This window comes from Flavobacterium limnosediminis JC2902, from assembly GCF_000498535.1.
Taxonomy (GTDB): domain Bacteria; phylum Bacteroidota; class Bacteroidia; order Flavobacteriales; family Flavobacteriaceae; genus Flavobacterium; species Flavobacterium limnosediminis.
In genome coordinates this window covers 121,816-144,640 of record NZ_AVGG01000001.1, presented here as the reverse complement: position 1 = coordinate 144,640, position 22,825 = coordinate 121,816, and the positions used below count along the sequence as shown (strand labels likewise).

The following is a 22,825-nucleotide window of genomic DNA, read 5'->3' as shown; positions in this document are numbered from 1 at the left end:
TTTATACCTCCAAATTTAACCAAAACAAATCAGATGCAATTCCGTCACAAAAGAATTTTCCTTTTTTTGTGGTTCGAAGGATGTTATTTTCCAGAATCAGTTTTTCATCATCGAGATAACGTTGCGCATTCTCAAGCAGATAATGCAGCATGTTTTCCCCGAATTCCGTTTTGATTTTGTCCAGGGAAACACCCCAAATGGTGCGCAAACCCGTCATGATGTATTCGTTGTAACGATCGGTTTCGGTTAAGGTTTCGGTTTCGCTGGGCAATTTGTTTTCGGCAAGGGATTTTATGTAAATAGAATTGTTGGCTATATTCCAGCTTCGGTTGGTGCCGTCATAACTGTGTGCTGACGGACCGATGCCAAGATATTTTTTACCCAGCCAGTAGGCCGAATTATTCCGTGAAAAATAATTTTCCTTTCCGAAATTCGACAATTCATAGTGAATGAATCCGTTGGCTTCGAGTTTGTCCACCAACAGCAGAAACTGTTCATGAGCTACAGCGTCATCGGGTTGCGGAACAATGCCCTGTTTGATGAATTTCTGTAAGGCGGTTTTCGGCTCGACCGTTAAGGCATAACTCGAAATGTGCGGAATGTTCAGATCCAGTACGGTCTGAATGTTCTGCAGCCAATGTTCGTTGGTTAGTCCCGGAATACCGTAAATCAAATCGACGGAAATGTTGTCGAAATATTTCGTGGCAATTTCCAGACATTTTTTCGCTTCCGCGGAATTATGAGCGCGGTTCATCAGTTTTAAATCGGCTTCAAAAAACGACTGAACACCTATTGACAGTCTGTTTATTTGGTTATTTGATAATTCGATGATGCGTTCTTCCGATAAATCATCGGGGTTAGCTTCAACGGTGATTTCAGGATTTTCGGTAACATTGTAGTTTTTATACACTTCATCAATCAGCATCCGTAAATCGGCAACAGCCAAAATACTCGGTGTTCCGCCTCCGAAATAAATAGTTTCCACGATTTCGTCCGTGAATTCTTCTTTGCGCAGGCGGATTTCTTTGGCTAAAGCCAACACCATCTCGTCTTTCTTCTTCAGTGAAGTCGAAAAATGGAAATCGCAGTAATGGCACGCTTGTTTGCAAAAAGGAATATGGATATAGATGCCTGACATTTAGAAGGGAATTACCAAAAAAAAATAATTAGTTTTTGACAAAATTATGGAATATAACGCCATTGCTGTTAAAATAGGCAGTAAACTTTTTTCCAGCTTTTTCGTTATTGGCGGTTGGATATGGTAAACATACAAATCTGGGATCGAATCTAAATGAGTTTGATGCGGGATTATCAATTTTAAAAAAAATAAAATCAACATATTGTAATTTTTTTTGCACAAAAAAATAGCATATTTAAGCTATTTGGTTAGTTTTGTGTTAAACTATAAAAAAAACAAAAATGAAAAAATTATCGTTACTATTATTTTCTTCGTTGCTATTTGTGTCCTGCTCATCGGATGACAGCAGTTCTGATGATAACAACCAAACTCCAGCCTATGCGATGACCGCATCGATTGACGGTGCCGATTTCAGAGCAAATAATCCATTTGGGAATAACATGTTTTCCTCGACCAATATTTGGGACTATTTTCCGGAGGAAGATTTTGTTATGCTTCAGGGAAGATCTGGTGGGGTTTTAGGGAATCCTGAGATCAATATTTGGTTGAAAAGATCAGACATTGAGGTTGGAACCTACGCTCTTGAGCCGGAAACATTCAGCACTCCTTCAACGCATGCGATTGATCTGACAGATAATAGCGATAATGAATTTGAGTATACCAAAGACGGTACAATTGTGATTACTGCGGTTAATACTACGACAAAAATGGTAACCGGCACATTTACATTCAGAACCGTAGCTGATCCGAATGAACCCACTGCTCCTGTGACCAGAACCATAACTAACGGGACATTCAATTATAAATATGAGGAATAGATCAAAAAAGCCGGATTTCAAATCCGGCTTTTTTATTTGTTTTACAATGTATTTGTAAATTAATAGTTTTCGTAAGCGGTTTTAAAAGTTCCGTTTGTTACTTGAACCTCACTGCTGTCATTTGGATTTATCGCAGTAAAGCTATAGGTTCCTGAAATTACAGTGTATTGGAATCCCACAACTTTTTCGGTAACGTTTAATGTTCCGGAACAATTGAAATTTTCAAATTGATCAGTAGTGGTGTTGTATTTCGATAAAACCACTTTGTTATTTGACGATGCTGAAGTAAAGTTGTAAACCCCAACAGGTGTGTCGTCATCATTTGTTATTACTGAAATCTGATTTTTATCCCCGTTATAGAAGTTTAAACTAATATCTTCACCGGAAAAATACCCGCCTTCCTGATCGGATTTTGAATTGTACCAATCCGCACCGTCTATTTTTGCATAAGCACCCAAACCTGTTGTTATAGGGGCGATATCGGTATATTTAACAAGGAAACTTCCTTCTACAGCAACAAAGTTTGATGTTAAATCATGCCCGTCTTCGTAAACCTTTCCGGAATAGTTTACTTTTACCGTTTTGTTGGTTTCGTCCAAAGTAACCAATTCAAAAGTAAAAGATTCCTGAGCATAGTACTCTTGGGCAGTTCTTAACGGTACTCCAAAATCTGTTGTTGAGTACGTGTGGGCTTTACCCAGGTTCCCGTAAATGTTGAATTCAAACGAAATATTCATTCCATTTGCACTGGTGCCCGTGACAGCAATTGTTTTTTCACTTCTTTGAGCTGTCCACGCTGTAACCGGAATAGTTTGATTGTCTTGTTTGAAATTAAAATATTCACTTTCGGTAGGATTAGAATCACTGCTGTCTGATGAACATGAAAACAACGCAGTCGATAGTACTACTGCTGCTAAGAATTTAAAGATTTTCATAAAAATATAATTTTGGTTTTCGCAAATATATTCTTATTTTTTTATTCGGCTTTCATTTTGTTTTACAAAAGCATCCCAGCCGGAATAACTTTTTCCAACTTCAACTCTTCCCGAATTGAAAAAGTGACAAACCGCCGCTGCCAGGCCGTCTGTAGAGTCTAAATTCTTGGGTAATTCTTTAAGTCCTAACAATTGTTGCAGCATTTTGGCAACTTGTTCTTTGCTGGCATTTCCGTTTCCCGTGATGGCCATTTTTATTTTTTTTGGTTCGTATTCGGTTATCGGAATGCCGCGTGATAAGCCGGCTGCCATAGCCACGCCCTGGGCACGCCCCAGTTTTAACATCGACTGAACGTTTTTGCCGAAGAACGGTGCTTCAATCGCAATTTCGTCCGGATTGTGGGTTTCGATTAACTCGATGGTGCGTTCAAAAATGATTTTCAGTTTCTGATAATGGTTGTCGTATTTGGACAATTGCAGTTCGTTCAGTTGCAAAAATTCCATTTTCTTGTTGACGACTTTTATCAGACCGAAACCCATAATGGTTGTTCCGGGGTCAATTCCTAATATGATGCGCTCGTTTGCCAATTTTAATTTGTTATTTTGCACAGATGATTTCCATACCCCACAAAGCTAAACAATTCCTCGTTCTTCTGATCAAACTTTTGGTTGTGGGCGGTGCATTTTATTTTATTTATACCCAATTGGCTAATAATGATAAATTGGATTGGATGAAGTTTCGGAAACTCGTGCTCGAAAAACAATCTTTCGGAAATATTTTCTTCATTTTGTTCCTGACATTTCTCAACCGTTTTCTGGAAATTTTAAAATGGCAGAATCTGGTTAAAGTTATTAATGAAATAAAACTAAAAGAAGCATCAAAGCAGGTTTTAGGAGCGCTGACGGCCGGATTGTTTACGCCAAACGGAATCGGGGAATATGCCGGTAAAGCTTTGTTTTTTGACAAAACACAGGCCAAAAAAATCATTTTTCTGAACCTGATCTGCAACGGAATTCAGATGATACTCACAATTGTTTTCGGGATTTTCGGTTTGTTGTATTTCAATGTGAAGTTCAATGTGATTACGACTAAAATGGTCATTGTGATTTTCGTCATTTCTTGTTTCTTGTTTCTTGTTTCTCTATTTCTAAAAAAAGTTACAATTAAAGGTTATTCACTCGAAAAACTCATTCATAAAATCAACGAAATTCCGAAACAGATCCATCAGAAAAACATTTTGTTAGCGATCGGACGGTATTTGGTTTTCTCGCATCAGTATTATTTCCTATTTTTAATTTTCGATGTGGAAATCCCGTACTTTTTGTTAATGGCGACCATCGCAAGTGTTTATTTCTTAGCGTCGTCTTTACCTACGGTTCAGTTTTTGGATTTTGCGGTAAAAGGAAGTGTGGCGGTTTATTTCTTCGGATTGTTGGGCGTGAATGAATGGATCGTGGTGTTTATCAGTACACTGATGTGGTTTTTGAATGTGGTTATCCCGGTGGTAATCGGAAGTTATTTTGTCTTAAATTTTAAAGCGCAATGGAAATCGTAAACTTGCTTTTCGTATTGATTTTTATCAACTATGTGTTTTTTATCGGATTGCTGATTTGGGGTTTTTCCAAAGTGAAATTATTCCAAAAGACGAATTCCGATAACAAAACCGGATTTTCAATCGTGATTCCGTTTCGCAATGAAGAACATAATCTTCCCGATTTATTGCAATCACTCGCGCAGCTGAACTACTCGAAGGAACAATTCGAACTCATATTTGTTGATGACAACTCGAAAGACAATTCGGTTCGCGTTATCAATCAATGGCGAATGGAAAATCCGTGGATTCATCTGACGATACTGGATAATGTACGTGTTTCCAAATCACCTAAAAAAGACGCGATAACACGAGCGGTGATGATTGCTAAACATCCGTGGATTATTACGACTGATGCCGATTGTATGGTAAAGTCCGATTGGCTTTCTGTTTACGATGTATATATTCAGAATAATGATGCGGAAATGATTGCCGGGGCGGTAAATTTCCCGACCAAAGGTTTTTTACTATCGCATTTTCAGCAGATGGACATGCTGAGTCTGCAAGGCGCAAGCATCGGAAGTTTCGGTCTTAACGAAGCCTTTATGTGCAACGGAGCGAATTTCGCCTACACCAAAACGTTTTTCTCAGATTTGAAAGGGTTTCACGGGAACAATCACATTGCCAGTGGTGATGACGTTTTTCTGTTGCAGAAAGCGATTGCCAATTGTCCCGAAAAAGTACATTACCTGAAAAATCAGGACGCGATCGTAACGACTAAACCCGAGAAAAGTTGGTTTAAATTATTTAAACAAAGGGTGCGTTGGGCTTCAAAAGCGACGGCATACCAAAGTGATTTTGCTAAAGGACTGGCGATTTTGGTTTTTCTGGCGAATTTTACGTTGCTTTTTGGTTTGTTGCTTCTGGCTTTTAATATGATGAGCTGGCAATTTCTTTTAGCTTTATTTTCGGTGAAGTTTATCGTCGATTTTACTTTAATGTATCAGACAAATAGATTTCTGAAAATGCGAATGTATTCGGTACTCATAAGCAGTCTGATTTATCCTTTTTTCAGTTCGCTTGTGGCGTTGTATTCGCTGGTTGGCGGTTTTGAATGGAAGCGCGAAAATATTAAATAACCTATTCGGTTTTCAGGATAACCGGCAACACAAATTGCGTTTTTACCGGAATCCCGCGTTTTATAGCCGGATTGACTTTTGGTAAATCAATTAGTTTGGCGTGCAGAATACTGTCGATTTTAATTTTATCGTAAGCGACACTGTCTTTAGGGAATTGCGGTTCGAATTGTAAACTGGAATCCGGAAACACCGTTACTTTTACTTCAATGGTATCAATGTCAGGGTATAAAATCGCCAGGGTGTCAACACTTAATTTCTCCTGAATGGTTTGTGTTAAATATTCGAAGAAGCATTGTTTGCGTTGTGCTTCGTCGGTAAGTACATCGCAGGCATCAATGGATGGAAAGGCATCCACTTTTTTCCAGTCGATTTTCTTGAGTTCTTTCTGTAATAATTCGTCTTCAGACGGTGCTTTCTTGTCAAAAAGCTGACAGGAAGAAACCGCTAATGAAAAGAAAAAGAATACAAAAAGATTTTTCGACATCGTAAAAGTGTAATTTTAAGTTCCAAAAATAGTAAAAAAAAGATGGAATACTTTTTATTAATCACCGGTTTTGTATTTATGATTGTCGGTATCCTGGGGAGTTTTCTTCCGGTATTGCCCGGACCGCCGCTCAGTTGGGCGGGTTTACTGTTGTTGTACCTCACCAAGGCGATTCCGAATGACTATTGGATTTTAGGGATTACATTGATAATTGCCGCAATTGTTGCTGTTTTGGATTATGTGATTCCTGCCAAAGGCACGAAACGGTTTGGCGGAAGTTCGTATGGTATCTGGGGGACAAATATCGGACTGGTTGTCGGACTGATTGCGCCGATTCCTTTAGGTGTAATTATAGGTCCGTTCGTTGGTGCTTTGATTGGTGAGTTGATTTATAACAGTCGGGATCATAAACGTGCTGTGAAAGCGGCTGCGGGTTCTTTTGTAGGTTTCCTGGCGTCGACTTTCATGAAATTTGTGGTTTGTGTGATTTACTTCGGATTGTTTCTGATGAAAGCATGGGAATACCGAAATTCATGGTTTTAGGTTCGTTCACTTTTGTAAAAAGTAATTCTGATTCCAAATAAAATGATTATGCCGCCAATGATCATTTGAAGTGTTATAGTTTCTTTCAGAAAAAGCCATGCGATTACTGAAGTGATCAATACCTGACTGAGCAGGCTGAGGGAAACCCGGTTGGCTTCCATTTTCTGAGTGGCAAAACTGATTAATGTCCATGCAATCAACTGGCAAAGAATTCCCTGAACGAATAATACACTCCAGACAGTGGTTGAAAACCCGTAAAAAGGCTGTTCGAAAATCAAACAAATAATCGCCAGGAAAACACTGGAAACAAGCATGCTGTAAGTCATGAAGCTTATAGGCGGCATCTGGTTGAGGACATATTTGCTTAAAAGTATGTAAGTGGCGTAAAAAACTCCGGAAAGAATTCCGAATATAAAGCCTATGTCGAATTTTAACTGATAAAAAGTTTCATAACCGATTAAGACGATCATCCCGATCACGGCAACACATGCGCCAATCCAGAAATTTCGGTTAGGTTTGTTCGGAAGAAAGAAATACATTCCGAGTCCGACCCAAACAGGCGCTAAATTGGTAAGTAAAGTTGCTTGTGTGGCAGAGGATTGTTGAATGGCGATGTTCCAAACGGCAATGTCGGAGCCAAAACAGATGCCGCACAACAGTATAATCAATGCGGTTTTGCGATTTGGCATTTCCAGTTTCTTTCGAAGTAAAACAATGGGTAAAGCTACAGCGGCAGCAATGGTCATTCTGTAGAACGCCGAGCTTAAACCGGAAACCGGGGTCCATTTCACCAGAATCGGAAAAACGGAAATACAGAAAATACCGATCAGTAATGCCAGGCGCGGGTTTTTCATGCGATTCAGATAAAAAGCAAATATAGGATTAAAAATAAAAAAGCCCCGATATATCGGGGCTATCACTATTCAACTATTAGTTTCTTAATTGTTTTTAAATTTGATTTGGAGGTGACTTCTATTAAATACATTCCCTTGGATACTCGGGATAAATCTATTGTTTCGGATGTTATCAAAGCAGAGAATTTTTTGCTCAGAACAATTTTTCCGGAAATATCATAAATAGTGATATTTGAAATTTCTTCCTGATTGTTTTTAACCGAAACCGTAATCAGGTCTTTTGCAGGATTCGGATAAAAGATGAAATTGTTGTTTTCAAATTCGCTTACAGATAATTGTGAAACAAACTCGGTATTGAAAATATTGGTTATAATAGCCGGATTGAAATCAAAATAAATAGAGGCTGTATTTGGAATAATATCCCCAACGGCATAACCCGGTTTAGGCTTTATTTTGTAAATGACATATCCTTTGTTGGTATTCGGGTCTTGGCTTGTTGCTGACAGGTCTATATTTTTAAATTCCCAATTGATGTTATTGTTAACACGATCCATTACATAGTTATGGCTCGCATTTACCATTTTCAAAGAGGTTTCGTCCAGCATAGTATTTAATAGGTTGTTGACTCTCACGTTTAAAGCCGAGGTAGTCCCTGTATTTTCAAAACGAATCGTGTAGTACAAGTATTTGTCTGAAGTGAAACTGGCGTGAACAATTTCTCCACCATGTGACTCCATGACGTCATTCGGATCATAAGAACCAACAACTTGTTGTGTTAAGGTAAAACTGTTGTTTTCGGGAATCATATCGCCTCCTGAAGTAATCGATGCCGATACTGAATTGCTTACTAGATTGCCAAGCTGAACGGTTGGGATGGTTGGGACCTGCATTGTAACCTCGATTGTTCGGGTTTCAAAAGGCATTAAATTAGTAAAATCATAATTAAAACCATTTGAAGTGGCAACGGTTCCTGTTTGCGTGATATTCGTGATGGTAAAAGTATTGGCTTTGGTAAATGAAATTGTTCCGTTAGTTATGGTTTGATTTCCGTTGTTAGTATAAACAATTTTGTTTTTATATGTAAATCCGGGTCGTGGCTGTTGCGTTGCAACAAGACTTACCGAAATATCTTTATAAGGGTTGGAAATTGTTACCGGGAAATTGTAAACACTCATTCCAGCTGCTGCAATCGAAGCATTGCTGTAAGATGAAGAGGTAAGGTTGTAATAGGCCGCATAATCCGGATTGAATTGAAAAGCGAAATCATACGAATTGGAAGCATTGCTGTCGTATATGTTTAATACTCCGTTTGAGGAAAGAACATTATGGATACTTCCGTTATCGTTCTTTTCATATTGAAATTGCCCTTGCGGAAAACCTTGTTCGCCGGCATCTTTCAAACCGTTGGAATTAGCATCAAAAAATGCGTTTAAGCGGAAGCCTGTGCATTCTAAAGAAGCCGTTGCTGTAGGTAATTCTGTAATCGTGATATTTCCTGGCTGATTACTAAAGTTAGTTACCATCAAATAATAATATTGTCCTGATTGAGTAGTGCTAAAAGAAGGATGTTCAATTGGGGAGGCTGAATAGCTGCAGCTAACCATTTTGTCGGGAGTTAATTGCCCGTTGCAAGGGGTAACGGGTTCAGAATAAGGTCCGTAAACAACATAATCGGCATCAAGATTCGGAGTGGGGCTTCCTTGTGTTCTTTGTTCGATTTCTAAATTAATAAGTCCCGGCATATCTACTGAGAAATAAAACCATGTCGCATTTGGGGTGGTGGCCAGGCATCCCATTGCTCCTTGATTAGTAACTCCTGTAGTATTTCTGAATGGCACTCCAAATGCACCGCATAAAGAATTGGCTCCGGCACATGTGGCAGATCCTGTTGGGGGACAGCCGTTGGTAGTAGTGAAATTTACGGGTCCCGCCCATGAACTGGAATCGGAAGAACTGCATATCTTTTTTACATAAGCGCTATAGGATGTTCCGCAACTTAAACCTGTAAAAATAAACGGATTTACTGTGGTTGTAATTCCTGTCTGGTTGGCTGTTGGTGTACTGCCTCCGGGAAGTAATAGTACTTCCCATTGTGTTGCCCCAGTGTTTGCCCAGCCCAAAACGGAAGAATTCAATGTTATATTGCTTATCGAAAGAGCCGTCGGAGGTATACATGTTGGCGGGGGTATACAGCTTACATTTGCTGTCCAGCCCGCACGTGTGCTTGATGAATCACTTCTAAAACGAAAAGTTAAACTGCCGTCCGGACTGGTAGAGGTAAACGGACCGGGTATTGTAGCGCCTCAAAAAGCACCGGCTAATCCGCCAGGAACATTTCCTGAAAGGTTTCCGCTGCTAATTTGTGGAGAACTTGTAGTATTTCCGTTAAAAACATATAAACCATCGTAATTCACCTCTGTGGAAAAGGAGGTAAAAGTAACCGTAACGGCTTCCCCGGGATTGGTTGGAAAAATTGTTACAGTGTAATCAGAATTATTTGCATAATTAGCACTTGGGCCTGCTGGATCTGTGAATGTTCCACCACAAACCGGGGTTTGTGCTGAAATAAATGTTGCTGGTAAAACGAGTAGAGCAAAAAGAACAAGAAGAAAGTAATGTTTTTTCATAAAGTGATTGTTGTTTTTATTCTTAATGGTTTTGTGTGATCAATTTTTCAATTGAAGTGTGCAATGTACGAATTTTATGTAAAGTTTTAAGAAAATGATAAAAAAATAAGAATAATTTTTGGATAATAAAAAGGTGGTATTGGTTTGCCTCTGAAGATGTTACGTTTTTGATTGAGAGGGGGAAAGTGAAGATTTTAGAAATAAAAAAAGCTCCGATTTCTCGAAGCTTTTTCTTTACTGGCGGTCTGGACGGGACTCGAACCCGCGACCCCATGCGTGACAGGCATGTATTCTAACCAACTGAACTACCAAACCAGTGCTTTATTGCGTTGCAAAAGTAAGTTGAATTTTGTGTTTATGCAATGTTTTTGCAAAGAAAATTCAATAAAATTTATAAACGCCTGAATTTCAATTTTAAAGAAGGTGATGTTCACAGTAAATCAAAAAAGCTCTCCATAAAATGGAAAGCTTCTCATTGGTCTAACTACTAAACCTTCTCGTTGTTGCCAACGAGATAAACAACACAACTGTTTTAAAGATTTTTAAGAGGGCAAAAAAGCCTTTCTTTTCGAAAGGCTTTCTTTACTCTTTACTGGCGGTCTGGACGGGACTCGAACCCGCGACCCCATGCGTGACAGGCATGTATTCTAACCAACTGAACTACCAAACCAGTGCTTTATTGCGGATGCAAATATACAACCATTTTCAACTCCTCCAAATCTTTTGCTGTAAATTTTCGAATTATTTTCGGTGAATTTATCCAAACTTTTGTTTTTCAGCTAGATAGGTGGTTAGTATTTTTTCGAATTTTTCGTCTACGGAAACCGGAACATACTTTATTTTGTACTGTGAACAGGTATTGGCGACTTTTTCAAAATAGGCTTCAACCAGTTTTTCGTAGTCGTTTTTGATGTTTTCGGCAAAGAGATTCACGTGCTCGCCTGTTTCCAGATCGATGAATTTCCGCGGAGCATTGTCAAAATCAAAATTAAATTCGGTTTTCTTGTCGATAACATGAAACAGTACCACCTTGTGTTTGTTGTGTTTCAAATGTTGCAGTGCCTTAAAAAGCCGTTCGTCATCTTCACCCTGAAACATATCCGTAAATAAAATGATCATCGAACGACGGTGCATTTTTTCGGCGATATGATGCAGATAAGTAACGGTGTCAGTGGTTTTGGATTCTTTAGGTGTCTGTAAAATTGTTTCGAGTTGGTTTAAAAGCATGCGGTGATGACGATCGCTTCCTTTTTCAGGGGCGTAATAATCATAAGTATCAGAATAAATACTCAGTCCGACGGCATCCCGCTGTTTTTTCAGTAAGTTCATTAAAACGGCAGAAGCCAATACGGAAAAACCAATCTTATTTTCATAAAATAACTGATTTTCTTTCAGTTTCGGATAATGCATCGAAGACGAATTGTCGATAATCAAATGGCAACGAAGATTGGTTTCTTCTTCAAAGCGCTTGGTGTACAGTCGATCGGTTTTGGCAAACAGTTTCCAGTCGATGTGTTTGGTGCTTTCACCGGCATTATAGATTTTATGTTCGGCAAATTCGGCAGAAAAACCATGAAACGGACTCTTATGCATTCCGGAAATAAAACCTTCCACGATCTGGTTGGCCAGCAATTCCAGATGTTCAAAACGGGATATTTTCTCTATTTGGCTTTCTATCTTCATAAATTCAAAGATATGAAAAAAGGAGTGATGCGGTTTTGAATTTTATTTCCAATATTTGCTCATTATTTATAAAATTAAAGATGAGTCCGGAAACATTACAATCCATTGCCTTTCGTTGGTTCGAGGCATTCAATACCAAACAGCTTGAAAAACTATTGGCCCTTTATGATGATGAGGCGCAGCATTTTAGTCCGAAATTAAAAATCCGCCAACCTGAAACGAAAGGTCTGGTGGTTGGAAAAGAAGCCATGCGTGCCTGGTGGCAGGATGCGTTTGACCGATTGCCGAGCCTGCACTATAAAGTAACTTCGCTAACCGCTAATACCGACCGGATTTTCATGGAATATATCCGTCAGGTGGATGGGGAAGAAGATGTGTTGGTGGCTGAGGTGTTGGAAGTTCGTGAAGGAAAGATTATTGCTTCAAGAGTGTATCACGGATAAATTCAGTGGGTTTTCAGTCGAATGAAACAGACAAAATAGGGTTTCTTTTGTGTTAAAAAAGAGGAATTCAGCTTTGCTGCAAAGTTTTTTTTGTTGGAAAGTATTGAGATAGGAGTGCTGTTGTTAATGTTGTTTGATAAAAAAGTAAACGATTGGATAGAAAAGGGGATTAGTCTCCTTTTTTTATGTCTTATTGTGACTTATTTTTAACAGTTGTCAGTCAAAATTAAGTAGGCGAATACGTTATAAAATCCGAATGACTTCGTAATTTTGTAGTTATGGATTCGAATCGTAAAAGTATAGTAATCAAATTTTTAAAGATTGCGGTGATGATAATTGCTTCGCTGCTGCTGCTTATGTTTGTATTGCCAATACTGTTCCCCGGAAGAATCGGTCGGGAAGTTAAAACGCTGGCCAATAAAAGACTTGAAGGAGAGTTGAATTTTAAAGAAGCTGATCTTTCCTTTTTTCATCATTTCCCATCACTGACACTTACCGTTTCTGATTTTTCTTTAAAAGGATCAGCTCCTTATGCCAAGCAGAATCTGGTTTTTTCCAAAGAAGTTTCCTTCGGAATAAATCTTACATCGCTTATTTTTAAGGGGGAAGTCGAGATTGATGAGATTTTCATTTCCAATGCCGATATAAGTATTAAGGTAAACGAGAAAGGGGAAGCGAATTATAATGTCTATGTTTCTGAGGATAAAGAATCCAAAAAAGATGAATCGTCTGCTTCTTTACAACTGGAGAGAATTGTGATAGAACACAGCCGTTTGGTTTACGATGACAAATCGGCCGACATTCTTATCGATGCAAAAGGGTTTAATTACAACGGAAAAGGCGATTTACATGAAGCGATTTTTGAATTGGAAACGGATGCTGACATCGCCTCTTTCGATCTTACGCTTGAAGGGGAGGAATACCTGAAAAACAAAACAGTAAATGCAGAATTACTTACGCAGATCAATACCAATTCATTGGCCTTTGTTTTTGAACAGAACAATCTGATTGTGAATAAACTTCCTATCGATTTTAAAGGAAAAATGAACTTTCTTAAAAGCGGTTACGATATCGATATAAGTGTCAAGTCGGAGAAAAGTAATTTACATGATTTCTTTACAGCACTGCCTCCTCATTATGTGAAATGGCTCGAAAAAACTGAAATTAAAGGTAAAACGGATTTTCTGCTGACCTTTAAAGGGGTGTATAATGTAGCTGAAAACAAAAAACCGGATCTGTCATTCAATATGAAAGTTCGCGACGGTTTTGTTTCGTATCAGGAAGCCGCTATTCCGGCCTCGAACATTTATCTCAATTTTGATACAAAGCTTCCGGCGCTGAATATGGATAATTTATATGTAAAAGTGGATTCGCTGTTTTTTAATCTGGGGAAAGACTATCTGAGCGGGATTGCCGAAGTGAAAGGAATGGTAACGCCGGACATTAATGCTAAAATTAAATCCCAACTCGATTTGGGAAAATTGCACCGCGCTGTCGGTATTCAGAACATGAGTTTCAAAGGAATCCTGAAAGCAGATATTAAGGCAAACGGTAAGTTTGATCAGAAAGCGCATCTTTTTCCGGTAACCAAAGGAAATCTGGTGTTGCAGAATGCGGCAATCAAAACGGATTATTATCCGAGTCCTATTGAGAATATAAATCTGACAGCCAGTGTTCTGAATAAAACCGGAAAATATAACGATCTGGCGGTTAGTGTTAAACCCGGACGATTTGATTTTGAAGGAAAGCCGATTTTCATTGATGCCAGTCTGGTGAACTTTGATGATGTTACATATGATGTCAAGGCAAAAGGCGAATTGGATTTAGGTCGTATTTATAAGGTGTTCTCCAGAAAAGATCTGGATGTGAAAGGTTATGTGAAAGCCGATTTGAGTCTGCAGGGACGACAAAGTGATGCGGTAAGCGGAAATTATAATAAACTGAACAACAAAGGGACTTTGCTCCTTCGCGATATTCGTACTACATCGGAATACTTTCCAAAACCATTTGTGATACAAGAAGGTTTGTTTTCGTTCAATCAGAATGATATGGATTTTAAGGATTTTCGCGCTACTTACGGACAGTCTGATTTCAGGATGAACGGAAAAATGCAGAATGTGATTAATTTTGTGATGTCGGATAATGCGGTTTTAAGGGGTGAATTTGCTGTTGACTCTGATTATATCAATGTGGATGAATTTATGGCGTTTTCTGCCGTGGATTCTACCGCTGTGGTTTCTGCTGCGGATGAGACTCCGAAAAAGGAAGTGGAGGGAAGTGGTGTAGTGGTTATTCCGTCGAATTTCGATTTTAATCTGACGGCCCGGGCTAAAAAAGTCAGTTTTGAAGGATTGAGTATTGATAACCTGAATGGCGCTCTGGCGATGAAAAACGGAACAATTCAGTTGAAAAACACCCGGTTTACCATGATTGATAGTCCGTTTGACATGAATGCTTCTTATTCGGCGCTGACGACCCAAAAAGCGGTTTTTGATTATCAGATTAAGGCAAAAGATTTTGATGTTAAGAAAGCGTACAATGAGATAAAAATGTTCCGCGATATGGCTTCTGCTGCAGAAAGTGCCGAAGGAATTGTTTCTGTCGATTATAAAATCGGTGGGCATTTGGATGGGAATATGATGCCTATTTATCCGTCATTGGTGGGTGGCGGAACTTTATCGGTTAAAGATGTTCAGATGAAAGGCTTTAAGCTGTTCAACGTGGTGAGTAAGAAAACCAATCACGATGCGATTAAGGATCCGAAACTTTCTCAAATCGACATTAAAACAACGGTGAAAAATAACATCATGACTATTGAGCGCTTCAAATTCAAGGTAGCTGGTTTCCGTCCTAGAATAGAGGGGCAGGTTTCTCTTGACGGAAAATTGAATTTAAAAATGCGTTTGGGATTACCACCTTTCGGGATTATCGGGATTCCTATAAAAGTTACGGGAACACAAGAGGATCCGAAGATAAAAATCGGTAAAAACACAGAAGATCTGGAGGAAAAAGAATATGAGGGTGTTGTTAATGATACCGTTGTGGTGAGGCGTTAAAAGAAGGTTTTTGTTCGGAATACAATAAAAACAAAAAACCCGAATATGATCTATTCGGGTTTTTTTGTGGTGCCTCCAGGAATCGAACCAGGGACACATGGATTTTCAGTCCATTGCTCTACCAACTGAGCTAAGGCACCATTCATTATGTCTGCTCTCGTTAAGCGTGTATTGCTTGCTGATTGCGAGTGCAAATATAGAGCGATTTTTCATTTATCCAAAACAAATTTTTAAAAAAATCAATTTGTATCTTTGTTTGCACAATCCAGATACTATGCTTTTAGCCGTTGATGTGGGGAACACCCGAATTAAAGTTGCTGTCTTTGAGAAACATACTATTTTGTTTCAGGATTTTTTTCCGAAAGAAGAGGCGCAAAAAAAAATTGAAAATATTTTTAAAAAAAATCCAAAAGTCAAAGAATCGGTACTTTCTTCGGTCGGAAAATTGGATGAAACGGTAATCGATCTGCTTAAAAAACATTCCGATCTGAATATTATTTCTTCCGAAACCCATTTTCCTTTTCTGAATAAATATGAAACTCCTAAAACTTTGGGGGTCGACAGAATGGTTCTTGCCTCAGGGGCCACTTTGATGTATCCTAATCAGAACAGGCTAATTATAGATGCGGGAACTTGCGTTACCTATGATTTTGTCGATGCCAATGATGTGTATCTCGGAGGAGCCATTTCTCCCGGATTGCGTTTGCGTTATGAGGCCTTACATAATTATACGGCTAAATTACCGTTATTGGAATTGGAACAACCACTGCATTATATCGGTAATTCGACAAAATCAGCTATTCATTCGGGAGTGGTGAATGGAATTTTAAATGAAATTGACGGGTTTGTGAATCAGTATCGTCAGGAATATCAAGTTTTAACAATAATTTTAACAGGAGGAGATGCTGAATTTTTGGCTAAAAACATAAAAAACACCATATTTGCCAATTCAAATTTTCTTTTGGAAAGTTTGAGCCATATACACCATTATAAAATCGAAAATGATCAAAAAGATAATTTTAGGCGTTAGTTTGCTTTTTTCTACTGCGCTTTTAGCCCAGCAAAGTACGGCTTCACCCAATTCCTTTTACGGACTCGGAGATGTAAAGTTTAAAGGGACAAATGAAAACAGAGCCATGGGGAGTGTTGGGGTATTTGTTGACAGTATTCATGTTAATCTGCAAAATCCGGCATCTTATTCTTTTTTAAAGTACACATCATTTGCGATAGGCGGGACCAATGCCAGAACGACTTTCAAAACGGATTCCCAGGAGGAATCGGCAAACAGAACTTCAATCGACTATATAGCTTTTGGTATACCTTTAGGTAAAGCGGGATTTGGTTTTGGTTTAGTTCCACATACTTCGGTTGGATATAATATACAGAGTGTTACGCCACCAACTTCCGGAGGAGTTGCTGAGACGAGAGTGAATACCTATCAGGGCGAAGGCGGGCTTAATAAGGTTTTCTTGGGGGGAGCTTATAAAATAACGCCCAAATTAAGTTTTGGTGTGGATTTTCAGTACAATTTCGGAAGTATCGAAAAGACAACATTGGTGTCTATAACGGAGCCGGAAGTGCCGTTGGGATCAAGAACTAAAAACAAATCGGTTTACGGAGGTTTTGGTATTGCGACGGGATTGTTCTATCAGACCAAACTTAAAAATAAAATGGAATTGTCGGGTAGTTTAACGTATATGCCTTCAAATAACCTAGATGCTGATAATACGAGAAATGTGGCTACCGTAACTTACGATCCGTTTACGGGTGCTGAATATATCAGTGAGGATGTGGATGTTGAGGTGCCGGATTCAAAAGTGAAAATGCCTTCGAAAGTGTCTTTCGGAGCAGCTTTGGGAAGAAGCAAAAAATGGTCTGTAGGATCAGAGATGACGTTTACGGGCAGTAATGATGTTGAAGGTCAGGGGAGTTTGGAGGGTGTTGATTTTCAGGGGGGAACCCGATTTGCAGTCGGAGGTTTTTATATTCCGAAGTACAATTCATTCAGAAGTTATTTTGAACGAGTGGTTTATCGTGCGGGTTTCCGATATGAAAACACCGGTTTGATTCTTAATGGCAAGTCTATCCGTGACACAGGTGTAAGTTTCGGACTTGGTTTGCCGGTAGGGGCCAGTATTTCGAATATTAATATCGGATTGGAATACGGAAAAAAAGGAACAACGAGTAATGGCCTGATTCAGGAGAATTATTTTGCCATTAATGTCGGTTTGTCGTTAAGCGACCGTTGGTTTGTTAAGCCGAAATACGATTAATCAAATTTACGGATAGTGAGAATTTTTCTTAAAAATAGTATGATAGCAATGGTCACGGTATTTGCCGTGACTGTGTTGTTTTCGTGCGAAAGTAATTTTAAGGAGGTGCAGCGAATAAATTCGGTTGCCTTTTCACCTTCCGGAGAAGCAGATCACGTTGATTTGAAATATACAGATTCCGGAAAGATCAAAGCGATTCTGGTGAGTCCGAAAATGTTGGATTATTCCAATGCAAAATATCCGTTTACCGAATTTCCGAAAGGCGTTCATGTTACCCTTTATGATGACAGTCAGAGGCAAAGTTTTGTTGATGCGGATTATGCGATTACCTACGCCAGAACAGATATTATAGATTTACAAGGGAATGTAAGGATTACGTCAAGCGACGGTAAGTTGTTGCAAACGGAACAGTTGTATTACGATCAGAAAAACGAATGGTTTTTTACGGAAAAGCATTTTAAGTACACTGATGAGGCCGGAGGGTATTTAGAAGGACCCGGAGTGGATTTTAGTCGGGATTTCAAGGTTTTTAACATGCAGCAAAGCAGAGGGGAAGTAACTAAATTAGAATAAGAATGAAGATTTTACAATATGTACATTATGTGTATCTGGTGATGGCGGTTTTGTTCGCTTATGATGGCATTGTCAGACTGCAAAACGGGGAAAATGCACTTTTGAGTTTTCTTTTCGCGGCAGGAGCGGTTTTTATGTTTTTCTTCAGAAGACATTTTTCCAATAAAATTAAAAGTAACAGTAAATAATTTTCAGTAAAGGCTAAAAAACTTTAGATACTATTTTATTATTAAATAGATAATTGTATTTTCGCCCACAGAATAAAAAATTTAACTAAATTAAAAATGGCAGTTTTATCAAAAATCAGACAACGTTCAATATTGCTTATCGGAGTGATTGGATTTTGTTTATTGGCATTCGTTGTTGGCGATGTTATCCAAAATGGTGGGTTTAGTCAGACTTCAAGAAATATAGGAAGCGTAAACGGTGAGGATATTTCAGCTCAGGAATTTTTGCAGAAAGTTTCCATGGCAGAGAAAAACGGTCAGGGAGTAAGTAACACTCAGGCTGCGAACGGAGTTTGGGAACAGGAAGTGAAAAGAATCCTTTTAGAGGGAGAATATGAGAAATTAGGTTTGAAAATTGGGAAAGACCAATTGTTGGACGTAATGAAGCAAAATCCAAATTTTGCACAAAATCCTCAGTTTTTAAATACTGCCGGTATTTTCGATGTAAATAAATTCAATGAATATTTGGCAACCATCAAAAGTTCCCAGCCGGAGCAATGGAAAGCTTGGTTGGATTTTGAAAAACAGGTTGAGCAGATGGCTACCGAGCAAATGTACACTACCATGATCAAATCTGGATTGGTGGCTACAAAAATTGAAGCGAAAGCGGCTTATGCTGTCGAAAATGATAAAGTTGATTTTGATTATGTGACTGTTGCTTATTCCACAATCAAAGACGATCAGGTTAAAGTTTCCGATTCTGAAATCATGGATTACATGAAAAAGAACGAGAAGAAATACAAATCTGAAAATTCAAGAGATATCGAGTTTGTTTTTATTGAGAACAAACCATCTGCGGCAGATGAAACAGAAATGAAAACTACTATCAACGGATTGTTGTCCGGAAGAGTGGTTTACAATGAAAAAACGGGTAAAAATGATACATTGCCTGGATTTAAGGCTGCAATTAATGCGGAAGAGTTTGTGAATTCAAATTCAGACATCAAATACGATTCTTCGTATGTTGCTAAAAAAGATTTACCATTAGAAAATCAGGAGCAGTTATTCAATTTGCCTCAAGGTGAAGTTTTCGGACCATACATTTACAATGGTTACTACTGTTTGTCTAAAATGATGGGAAGACAATCAGGGGGAACTGCAAAAGCAAGTCATATTTTACTTTCTTATGAAGGAAGTAAAGCTCCTGCCGCAGTGAAACGTACTAAAGAGGAAGCTAAAGCAAAAGCTGACGAATTGTTGGCACAGGTTAAGGCTAATCCGGGAAGTTTCCCAATGTTAGCAATGATGAACACGGATGATACCGGGTCTAAACAAAACGGTGGTGTTTATGATAATATTACAAAAGGCCAAATGGTGAAACCGTTTAACGATTTCGTATTCAATAGCCCGGTGGGAACTATGGGAGTTGTTGAAACGGAATTCGGGTACCACGTGATGAAGGTAGACGCTAAATACGATGCAGTTCGTTTGGCTACTGTTGCCAGAAAAATTGAGCCGTCTGAAACTACAGCAGATCAGATCTATACAAAAGCTACCAAATTTGAAGCGGATGCTAACGAGAAAGATTTTGCAACTGTAGCAAAAGAGGCTAAGTTAACGATCAACCCTGCAAGCGTAAAAGGTACTGATGAGTATCTGCCTGTAGTGGGAAGCCAAAGAGCGGTTGTTTCGTGGGCATTTAATAAAGACACTAAAGAAGGTGATGTTAAGAAATTCGACAATTTACAGGGACATATCGTTGCAAGGGTAAAAGCTAAAAATGAAACGGGTTTAATGTCTTTGGAGCAAGGTAGATCAGCTGTGGAGCCTATCTTAAGAAATAAAAAGAAAGCAGAATTAATCAGAGCTAAAATGGCTGGTGCCACTTTGGAAGCAGTTGCTCAAAAATCAGGAGCAAGTGTTATGAATGCTACTGCTGTAACACTTTCCAATCCTTCAGTTCCAAATGTAGGTTACGAGCCTAAAGTTGTAGGTAAGGCATTTGGTTTAGCTGCAGGTAAAACATCAAAATTAATTGATGGTGAAATGGGTGTTTACATGGTGAGAACAAAAACTATGGTAAAAGCTCCTGCTTTACCGGATTATGGTATGTATGTAACGAAAGTTAAGGCACAAAACCAAGGTTCAGCTTCAGGCAGAATTGTTACTGCACTTAAGAGTGGAGCTGAAATCGAAGATAACAGAGTTGAATTTCAATAGGAATTAATTCTGATGAATTATAATAAAAAACGCTCCAAATAGGAGCGTTTTTTATTTTATCATATCGTTGAATCGTACAATAATAGAATAGCCTCTTTTTTCAAAATAGGGTGTTGGGTCTTCATCTGAAACTACCAGTACAAAATCACCTCCCCAGGCTCCGAGACTTTTTATGGTGCCTTCGAAGTCAGGAAAAAAAGCTTCCTTTACAGTCTGCATTTCCAGTACATGCGACATTATTATTTCATGATGTTCGAGTAATTCTGAAAATAGGGTGCTGTCTTCTGTCTTTAAGATATTGGCTGTAATGGCATTGATTTTCTCAATCGTTTTCGAAATCTGTGGCTGCTTGTGGTAATAAGCTGCAATTGCCGCCTTGCTGCTTTGCTTTTGGTTCAGGTATACAAAATAGAGATTTTCTGCAAATGCCGGGGCAAAGGAAATGGATTCAATACATGGTTTTTCGTTTTCCAAATGGTATAGAATCGGAGTGTCATACTGTGCACAGGCTATGTCATAACCGCTTCCTCCAAAACTTTTTCGAAGCAATTCAAAAGCGTCAATTTTTAACCACTGGCCAATGTTGTTTATTAGGGTGGAAGATGTTCCCAATCCCCAAAATCTTGGAAAGGTTAAATGCGTTGTGATGACGTAACCTTCAGAATTATCAAGGAAATATGAGCTTTGCCGGTATGCCTGATGTAAGATTTCAATCAGTGTGTTTTTTATGATAAGCGACGAATCAAACTGTTTTTTGTTTTTAATGTCGCTGAACAGAATTTCATCGTCGAACCAAACAGAACCGTCCTGATCATAACTGGTCCATGAAATCGTATTGTTTTTTCCCGGGTAAACACGAAGGTACTGCCCAAATTTCGTGGGTATGGCCAGTGCTTTTGCGCCATCAAGTACTACGTATTCTCCAGTCAGTAATAGTTTACCGTTGCTGTAAAATGTTTGTTCCACAGTTTTTTTATTTTCTGATTTCTTCCAGATAGGCCACCACTGCCGAATGGGAAACCGTATGTTTTTCAAAATGTTTCACTACCAGTTTTCGTTCGGTTTCGGAAGCATTGAATTGATTTAAAATGTTCATCAGGTGCATTTTCATGTGACCCTGCTGAATTCCGGTTGTGGTTAACGAGCGAAGGGCGGCAAAATTTTGTGCCAGACCCGCAACGGCCACAATCTGCATTAATTCATGAGCAGAAGGATTGCCCAACATTTCCATGGACATTTTTACCAGCGGATGTAAATTGGTCAGCCCGCCAACGGTTCCTAAAGCCAGCGGAATTTCCATCCAGAAAGTAAAGACACCGTTTTCCACTTTTGCATGGGAAAGACTGCTGTAGTTTCCGTTTCTTGCAGCATAGGCGTGTATACCCGCTTCCACCGCTCTGAAATCATTTCCGGTAGCCAAAACCACGGCATCAATTCCGTTCATGATGCCTTTGTTATGTGTTACGGCTCTGAAAGGTTCCACTTCTGCAATCTGTACGGCGCGGATGAATTTTTCCACAAATTCTTCCTGTGAGATGTGTTTGTCCTCCTTCAAATCGGAAACAAGGCATGAAACTTCGGCTCTTACAATACAGTTAGGGACGTAGTTTGATAAAATACTCATTACAATCTGAATATCTCTTTCTTCTTCAGATAATATAGTACTCTTTTGGGCTTCTTCTTTTAGGGTTTTGGCAAATTGTTCCAGACAGGAATTAATGAAATTTGCCCCCATACTGTCTTTGGTCTCAAAGGTAGCATGAAGCTGGTAATAATTTTCCAGAGCAGCGGTTTTGTCCCTGAGTTCAATGTCCAGAATTCCGCCACCGCGTTTTTGCATGTTTTTGGTTATGCTATCGGTTTCGCTGAAGAATTTAGGTTTGATTTCGTTTATAAACTGCTGTAGTTTTTCTTTATTTCCGGCATAGATAAAGTGAACCTGTCCGATTTTTTCCGAGTTGATAACAGTGGCTTTAAACCCACCACGGTTGGACCAAAATTTGGCAGCTTTTGAGGCGGCGGCCACCACAGAACTTTCCTCTATCGCCATCGGGATGGTGTAATTTTTTCCGTTAATCAGAAAATTGGGCGCCACACCCAGCGGCAGATAAAAGTTGGAAATCGTATTCTCGATGAACTCGTCATGCAGTTTTTGTAAATCGGCATCCGAGTTCCAATATTTCCGTAATATAGTTGTAGCTTCTTCCGGATTTAAAAAATGTGAGTTTGCAATCCAGTTTATTTTTTCTTCTTTCGATAATTTCGAAAATCCGCTAACCGCTTTCGTCATTTTATTTTTCTTGAATACATTTGGCTGCAAAGATACATTTTCGGAAATTA

21 protein-coding genes and 3 tRNA genes are annotated in these 22,825 nt (G+C 38.9%); 11 read left to right on the top strand and 13 right to left on the bottom strand.

Features of this window, described 5'->3' with window-relative positions; all coding sequences use genetic code 11:
- Position 1: 1 nt before the first annotated feature.
- The gene (hemW, locus tag FLJC2902T_RS00645) at positions 2-1,138 is read right to left on the bottom strand and encodes a radical SAM family heme chaperone HemW (protein ID WP_035676563.1); all 1,137 of its coding nucleotides are present in this window, start codon (positions 1,136-1,138) and stop codon (positions 2-4) included.
- Between the two features lie 281 nt (positions 1,139-1,419).
- Here hemW and FLJC2902T_RS00635 point away from each other — a divergent pair, with 281 nt between their 5' ends.
- Complete coding sequence (locus tag FLJC2902T_RS00635; RefSeq protein ID WP_023577841.1) at positions 1,420-1,956, top strand: DUF6252 family protein; 537 nt, start codon at positions 1,420-1,422, stop codon at positions 1,954-1,956.
- 59 nt (positions 1,957-2,015) lie between these two features.
- On the opposite strand, the gene FLJC2902T_RS00630 is transcribed toward FLJC2902T_RS00635, so the two are convergent.
- Both FLJC2902T_RS00630 and ruvC read right to left on the bottom strand, forming a co-directional pair.
- Positions 2,016-2,891 carry a hypothetical protein gene (locus FLJC2902T_RS00630; RefSeq protein ID WP_023577840.1) on the bottom strand — a complete coding sequence of 292 codons (876 nt, stop codon included), beginning with the start codon at positions 2,889-2,891 and terminating at the stop codon, positions 2,016-2,018.
- 33 nt (positions 2,892-2,924) lie between these two features.
- The gene (gene ruvC / locus FLJC2902T_RS00625) at positions 2,925-3,479 is read right to left on the bottom strand and encodes a crossover junction endodeoxyribonuclease RuvC (protein ID WP_035676818.1); all 555 of its coding nucleotides are present in this window, start codon (positions 3,477-3,479) and stop codon (positions 2,925-2,927) included.
- 23 nt (positions 3,480-3,502) lie between these two features.
- Here ruvC and FLJC2902T_RS00620 point away from each other — a divergent pair, with 23 nt between their 5' ends.
- Together FLJC2902T_RS00620 and FLJC2902T_RS00615 are read left to right on the top strand one after the other, a co-directional pair.
- Positions 3,503-4,447, top strand: coding sequence for a lysylphosphatidylglycerol synthase domain-containing protein (locus tag FLJC2902T_RS00620; protein WP_035676558.1), 945 nt, complete (start codon positions 3,503-3,505; stop codon positions 4,445-4,447).
- Positions 4,435-5,562 carry a glycosyltransferase family 2 protein gene (locus tag FLJC2902T_RS00615; RefSeq protein ID WP_023577838.1) on the top strand — a complete coding sequence of 376 codons (1,128 nt, stop codon included), beginning with the start codon at positions 4,435-4,437 and terminating at the stop codon, positions 5,560-5,562. The genes FLJC2902T_RS00620 and FLJC2902T_RS00615 overlap by 13 nt, the downstream gene beginning before the upstream one ends.
- 1 nt (position 5,563) lies before the next feature.
- Here the strand turns inward: FLJC2902T_RS00615 and FLJC2902T_RS00610 are convergent, their stop codons facing one another.
- Positions 5,564-6,046: a hypothetical protein gene (locus tag FLJC2902T_RS00610; RefSeq protein ID WP_023577837.1), complete on the bottom strand. Its 483-nt coding sequence runs from the start codon at positions 6,044-6,046 to the stop codon at positions 5,564-5,566.
- A 42-nt stretch (positions 6,047-6,088) separates the two neighbouring features.
- Between FLJC2902T_RS00610 and FLJC2902T_RS00605 the strand changes: the two genes are divergently transcribed.
- On the top strand, positions 6,089-6,589 hold the full coding sequence (locus FLJC2902T_RS00605; RefSeq protein ID WP_023577836.1) for a DUF456 domain-containing protein: 501 nt from the start codon (positions 6,089-6,091) through the stop codon (positions 6,587-6,589).
- On the opposite strand, the gene FLJC2902T_RS00600 is transcribed toward FLJC2902T_RS00605, so the two are convergent.
- From FLJC2902T_RS00600 to FLJC2902T_RS00575, 6 genes are all read right to left on the bottom strand, one after another.
- On the bottom strand, positions 6,586-7,443 hold the full coding sequence (locus FLJC2902T_RS00600; protein ID WP_023577835.1) for a DMT family transporter: 858 nt from the start codon (positions 7,441-7,443) through the stop codon (positions 6,586-6,588). The two genes, FLJC2902T_RS00605 and FLJC2902T_RS00600, sit on opposite strands and share 4 nt — an antisense overlap.
- 65 nt (positions 7,444-7,508) lie before the next feature.
- The gene (locus FLJC2902T_RS00595; RefSeq protein ID WP_023577834.1) at positions 7,509-9,578 is read right to left on the bottom strand and encodes a T9SS type A sorting domain-containing protein; all 2,070 of its coding nucleotides are present in this window, start codon (positions 9,576-9,578) and stop codon (positions 7,509-7,511) included.
- A gap of 168 nt (positions 9,579-9,746) precedes the next feature.
- Positions 9,747-10,070, bottom strand: a complete 324-nt coding sequence (locus tag FLJC2902T_RS00590) for a CUB domain-containing protein (protein WP_023577833.1) — start codon at positions 10,068-10,070, stop codon at positions 9,747-9,749.
- 238 nt (positions 10,071-10,308) lie between these two features.
- Positions 10,309-10,385, bottom strand: a tRNA-Asp gene (locus tag FLJC2902T_RS00585).
- 278 nt (positions 10,386-10,663) lie between these two features.
- Positions 10,664-10,740: transfer RNA gene (locus FLJC2902T_RS00580), tRNA-Asp, on the bottom strand.
- Between the two features lie 86 nt (positions 10,741-10,826).
- Complete coding sequence (locus tag FLJC2902T_RS00575) at positions 10,827-11,753, bottom strand: DUF58 domain-containing protein (RefSeq protein WP_023577831.1); 927 nt, start codon at positions 11,751-11,753, stop codon at positions 10,827-10,829.
- Between the two features lie 80 nt (positions 11,754-11,833).
- On the opposite strand from FLJC2902T_RS00575, the gene FLJC2902T_RS00570 reads away from it, so the two are divergent.
- Entirely contained in the window at positions 11,834-12,196 is a 363-nt protein-coding gene (locus FLJC2902T_RS00570; RefSeq protein ID WP_023577830.1) for a nuclear transport factor 2 family protein, read from the top strand.
- 278 nt (positions 12,197-12,474) lie between these two features.
- A complete protein-coding gene (locus FLJC2902T_RS00565) occupies positions 12,475-15,252 on the top strand; it encodes an AsmA family protein (protein WP_051364217.1) in 2,778 nt (925 codons plus the stop codon).
- Positions 15,253-15,319: 67 nt separating this feature from the next.
- Here FLJC2902T_RS00565 and FLJC2902T_RS00560 read toward each other — a convergent pair.
- Positions 15,320-15,392: transfer RNA gene (locus tag FLJC2902T_RS00560), tRNA-Phe, on the bottom strand.
- Positions 15,393-15,526: 134 nt separating this feature from the next.
- Between FLJC2902T_RS00560 and FLJC2902T_RS00555 the strand changes: the two genes are divergently transcribed.
- The 5 genes from FLJC2902T_RS00555 to FLJC2902T_RS00535 all read left to right on the top strand — a co-directional run bounded on the left by FLJC2902T_RS00555 (position 15,527) and on the right by FLJC2902T_RS00535 (position 20,485).
- Entirely contained in the window at positions 15,527-16,282 is a 756-nt protein-coding gene (locus FLJC2902T_RS00555; RefSeq protein ID WP_023577827.1) for a type III pantothenate kinase, read from the top strand.
- A complete protein-coding gene (locus tag FLJC2902T_RS00550) occupies positions 16,254-17,525 on the top strand; it encodes a hypothetical protein (RefSeq protein WP_035676554.1) in 1,272 nt (423 codons plus the stop codon). The genes FLJC2902T_RS00555 and FLJC2902T_RS00550 overlap by 29 nt, the downstream gene beginning before the upstream one ends.
- Positions 17,526-17,564: 39 nt before the next feature.
- Positions 17,565-18,098 carry an LPS export ABC transporter periplasmic protein LptC gene (gene lptC / locus FLJC2902T_RS00545; protein ID WP_023577825.1) on the top strand — a complete coding sequence of 178 codons (534 nt, stop codon included), beginning with the start codon at positions 17,565-17,567 and terminating at the stop codon, positions 18,096-18,098.
- Between the two features lie 2 nt (positions 18,099-18,100).
- The gene (locus tag FLJC2902T_RS00540; RefSeq protein ID WP_023577824.1) at positions 18,101-18,286 is read left to right on the top strand and encodes a hypothetical protein; all 186 of its coding nucleotides are present in this window, start codon (positions 18,101-18,103) and stop codon (positions 18,284-18,286) included.
- A 96-nt stretch (positions 18,287-18,382) separates the two neighbouring features.
- Entirely contained in the window at positions 18,383-20,485 is a 2,103-nt protein-coding gene (locus FLJC2902T_RS00535; protein ID WP_023577823.1) for a peptidylprolyl isomerase, read from the top strand.
- Positions 20,486-20,536: 51 nt separating this feature from the next.
- Here the strand turns inward: FLJC2902T_RS00535 and FLJC2902T_RS00530 are convergent, their stop codons facing one another.
- On the bottom strand, positions 20,537-21,451 hold the full coding sequence (locus FLJC2902T_RS00530) for a GYDIA family GHMP kinase (RefSeq protein ID WP_023577822.1): 915 nt from the start codon (positions 21,449-21,451) through the stop codon (positions 20,537-20,539).
- A 7-nt stretch (positions 21,452-21,458) separates the two neighbouring features.
- Complete coding sequence (locus FLJC2902T_RS00525) at positions 21,459-22,775, bottom strand: hydroxymethylglutaryl-CoA reductase, degradative (protein ID WP_023577821.1); 1,317 nt, start codon at positions 22,773-22,775, stop codon at positions 21,459-21,461.
- Between the last annotated feature and the right edge of the window lie 50 nt (positions 22,776-22,825).

Excerpts from the sequence above, each read along its gene's own strand:
- FLJC2902T_RS00605 (WP_023577836.1), top strand. The coding sequence starts at position 6,089 with ATGGAATACTTTTTATTAATCACCGGTTTTGTATTTATGATTGTCGGT.
- FLJC2902T_RS00525 (WP_023577821.1), bottom strand. The coding sequence starts at position 22,775 with ATGACGAAAGCGGTTAGCGGATTTTCGAAATTATCGAAAGAAGAAAAA.
- FLJC2902T_RS00635 (WP_023577841.1), top strand. The coding sequence starts at position 1,420 with ATGAAAAAATTATCGTTACTATTATTTTCTTCGTTGCTATTTGTGTCC.
- FLJC2902T_RS00620 (WP_035676558.1), top strand. The coding sequence starts at position 3,503 with ATGATTTCCATACCCCACAAAGCTAAACAATTCCTCGTTCTTCTGATC.
- FLJC2902T_RS00555 (WP_023577827.1), top strand. The coding sequence starts at position 15,527 with ATGCTTTTAGCCGTTGATGTGGGGAACACCCGAATTAAAGTTGCTGTC.
- FLJC2902T_RS00630 (WP_023577840.1), bottom strand. The coding sequence starts at position 2,891 with ATGAAAATCTTTAAATTCTTAGCAGCAGTAGTACTATCGACTGCGTTG.
- FLJC2902T_RS00615 (WP_023577838.1), top strand. The coding sequence starts at position 4,435 with ATGGAAATCGTAAACTTGCTTTTCGTATTGATTTTTATCAACTATGTG.
- FLJC2902T_RS00540 (WP_023577824.1), top strand. The coding sequence starts at position 18,101 with ATGAAGATTTTACAATATGTACATTATGTGTATCTGGTGATGGCGGTT.
- FLJC2902T_RS00565 (WP_051364217.1), top strand. The coding sequence starts at position 12,475 with ATGGATTCGAATCGTAAAAGTATAGTAATCAAATTTTTAAAGATTGCG.
- FLJC2902T_RS00590 (WP_023577833.1), bottom strand. The coding sequence starts at position 10,070 with ATGAAAAAACATTACTTTCTTCTTGTTCTTTTTGCTCTACTCGTTTTA.
- FLJC2902T_RS00610 (WP_023577837.1), bottom strand. The coding sequence starts at position 6,046 with ATGTCGAAAAATCTTTTTGTATTCTTTTTCTTTTCATTAGCGGTTTCT.
- FLJC2902T_RS00575 (WP_023577831.1), bottom strand. The coding sequence starts at position 11,753 with ATGAAGATAGAAAGCCAAATAGAGAAAATATCCCGTTTTGAACATCTG.
- lptC (WP_023577825.1), top strand. The coding sequence starts at position 17,565 with ATGATAGCAATGGTCACGGTATTTGCCGTGACTGTGTTGTTTTCGTGC.
- FLJC2902T_RS00535 (WP_023577823.1), top strand. The coding sequence starts at position 18,383 with ATGGCAGTTTTATCAAAAATCAGACAACGTTCAATATTGCTTATCGGA.
- FLJC2902T_RS00600 (WP_023577835.1), bottom strand. The coding sequence starts at position 7,443 with ATGAAAAACCCGCGCCTGGCATTACTGATCGGTATTTTCTGTATTTCC.
- FLJC2902T_RS00570 (WP_023577830.1), top strand. The coding sequence starts at position 11,834 with ATGAGTCCGGAAACATTACAATCCATTGCCTTTCGTTGGTTCGAGGCA.
- hemW (WP_035676563.1), bottom strand. The coding sequence starts at position 1,138 with ATGTCAGGCATCTATATCCATATTCCTTTTTGCAAACAAGCGTGCCAT.
- FLJC2902T_RS00550 (WP_035676554.1), top strand. The coding sequence starts at position 16,254 with ATGATCAAAAAGATAATTTTAGGCGTTAGTTTGCTTTTTTCTACTGCG.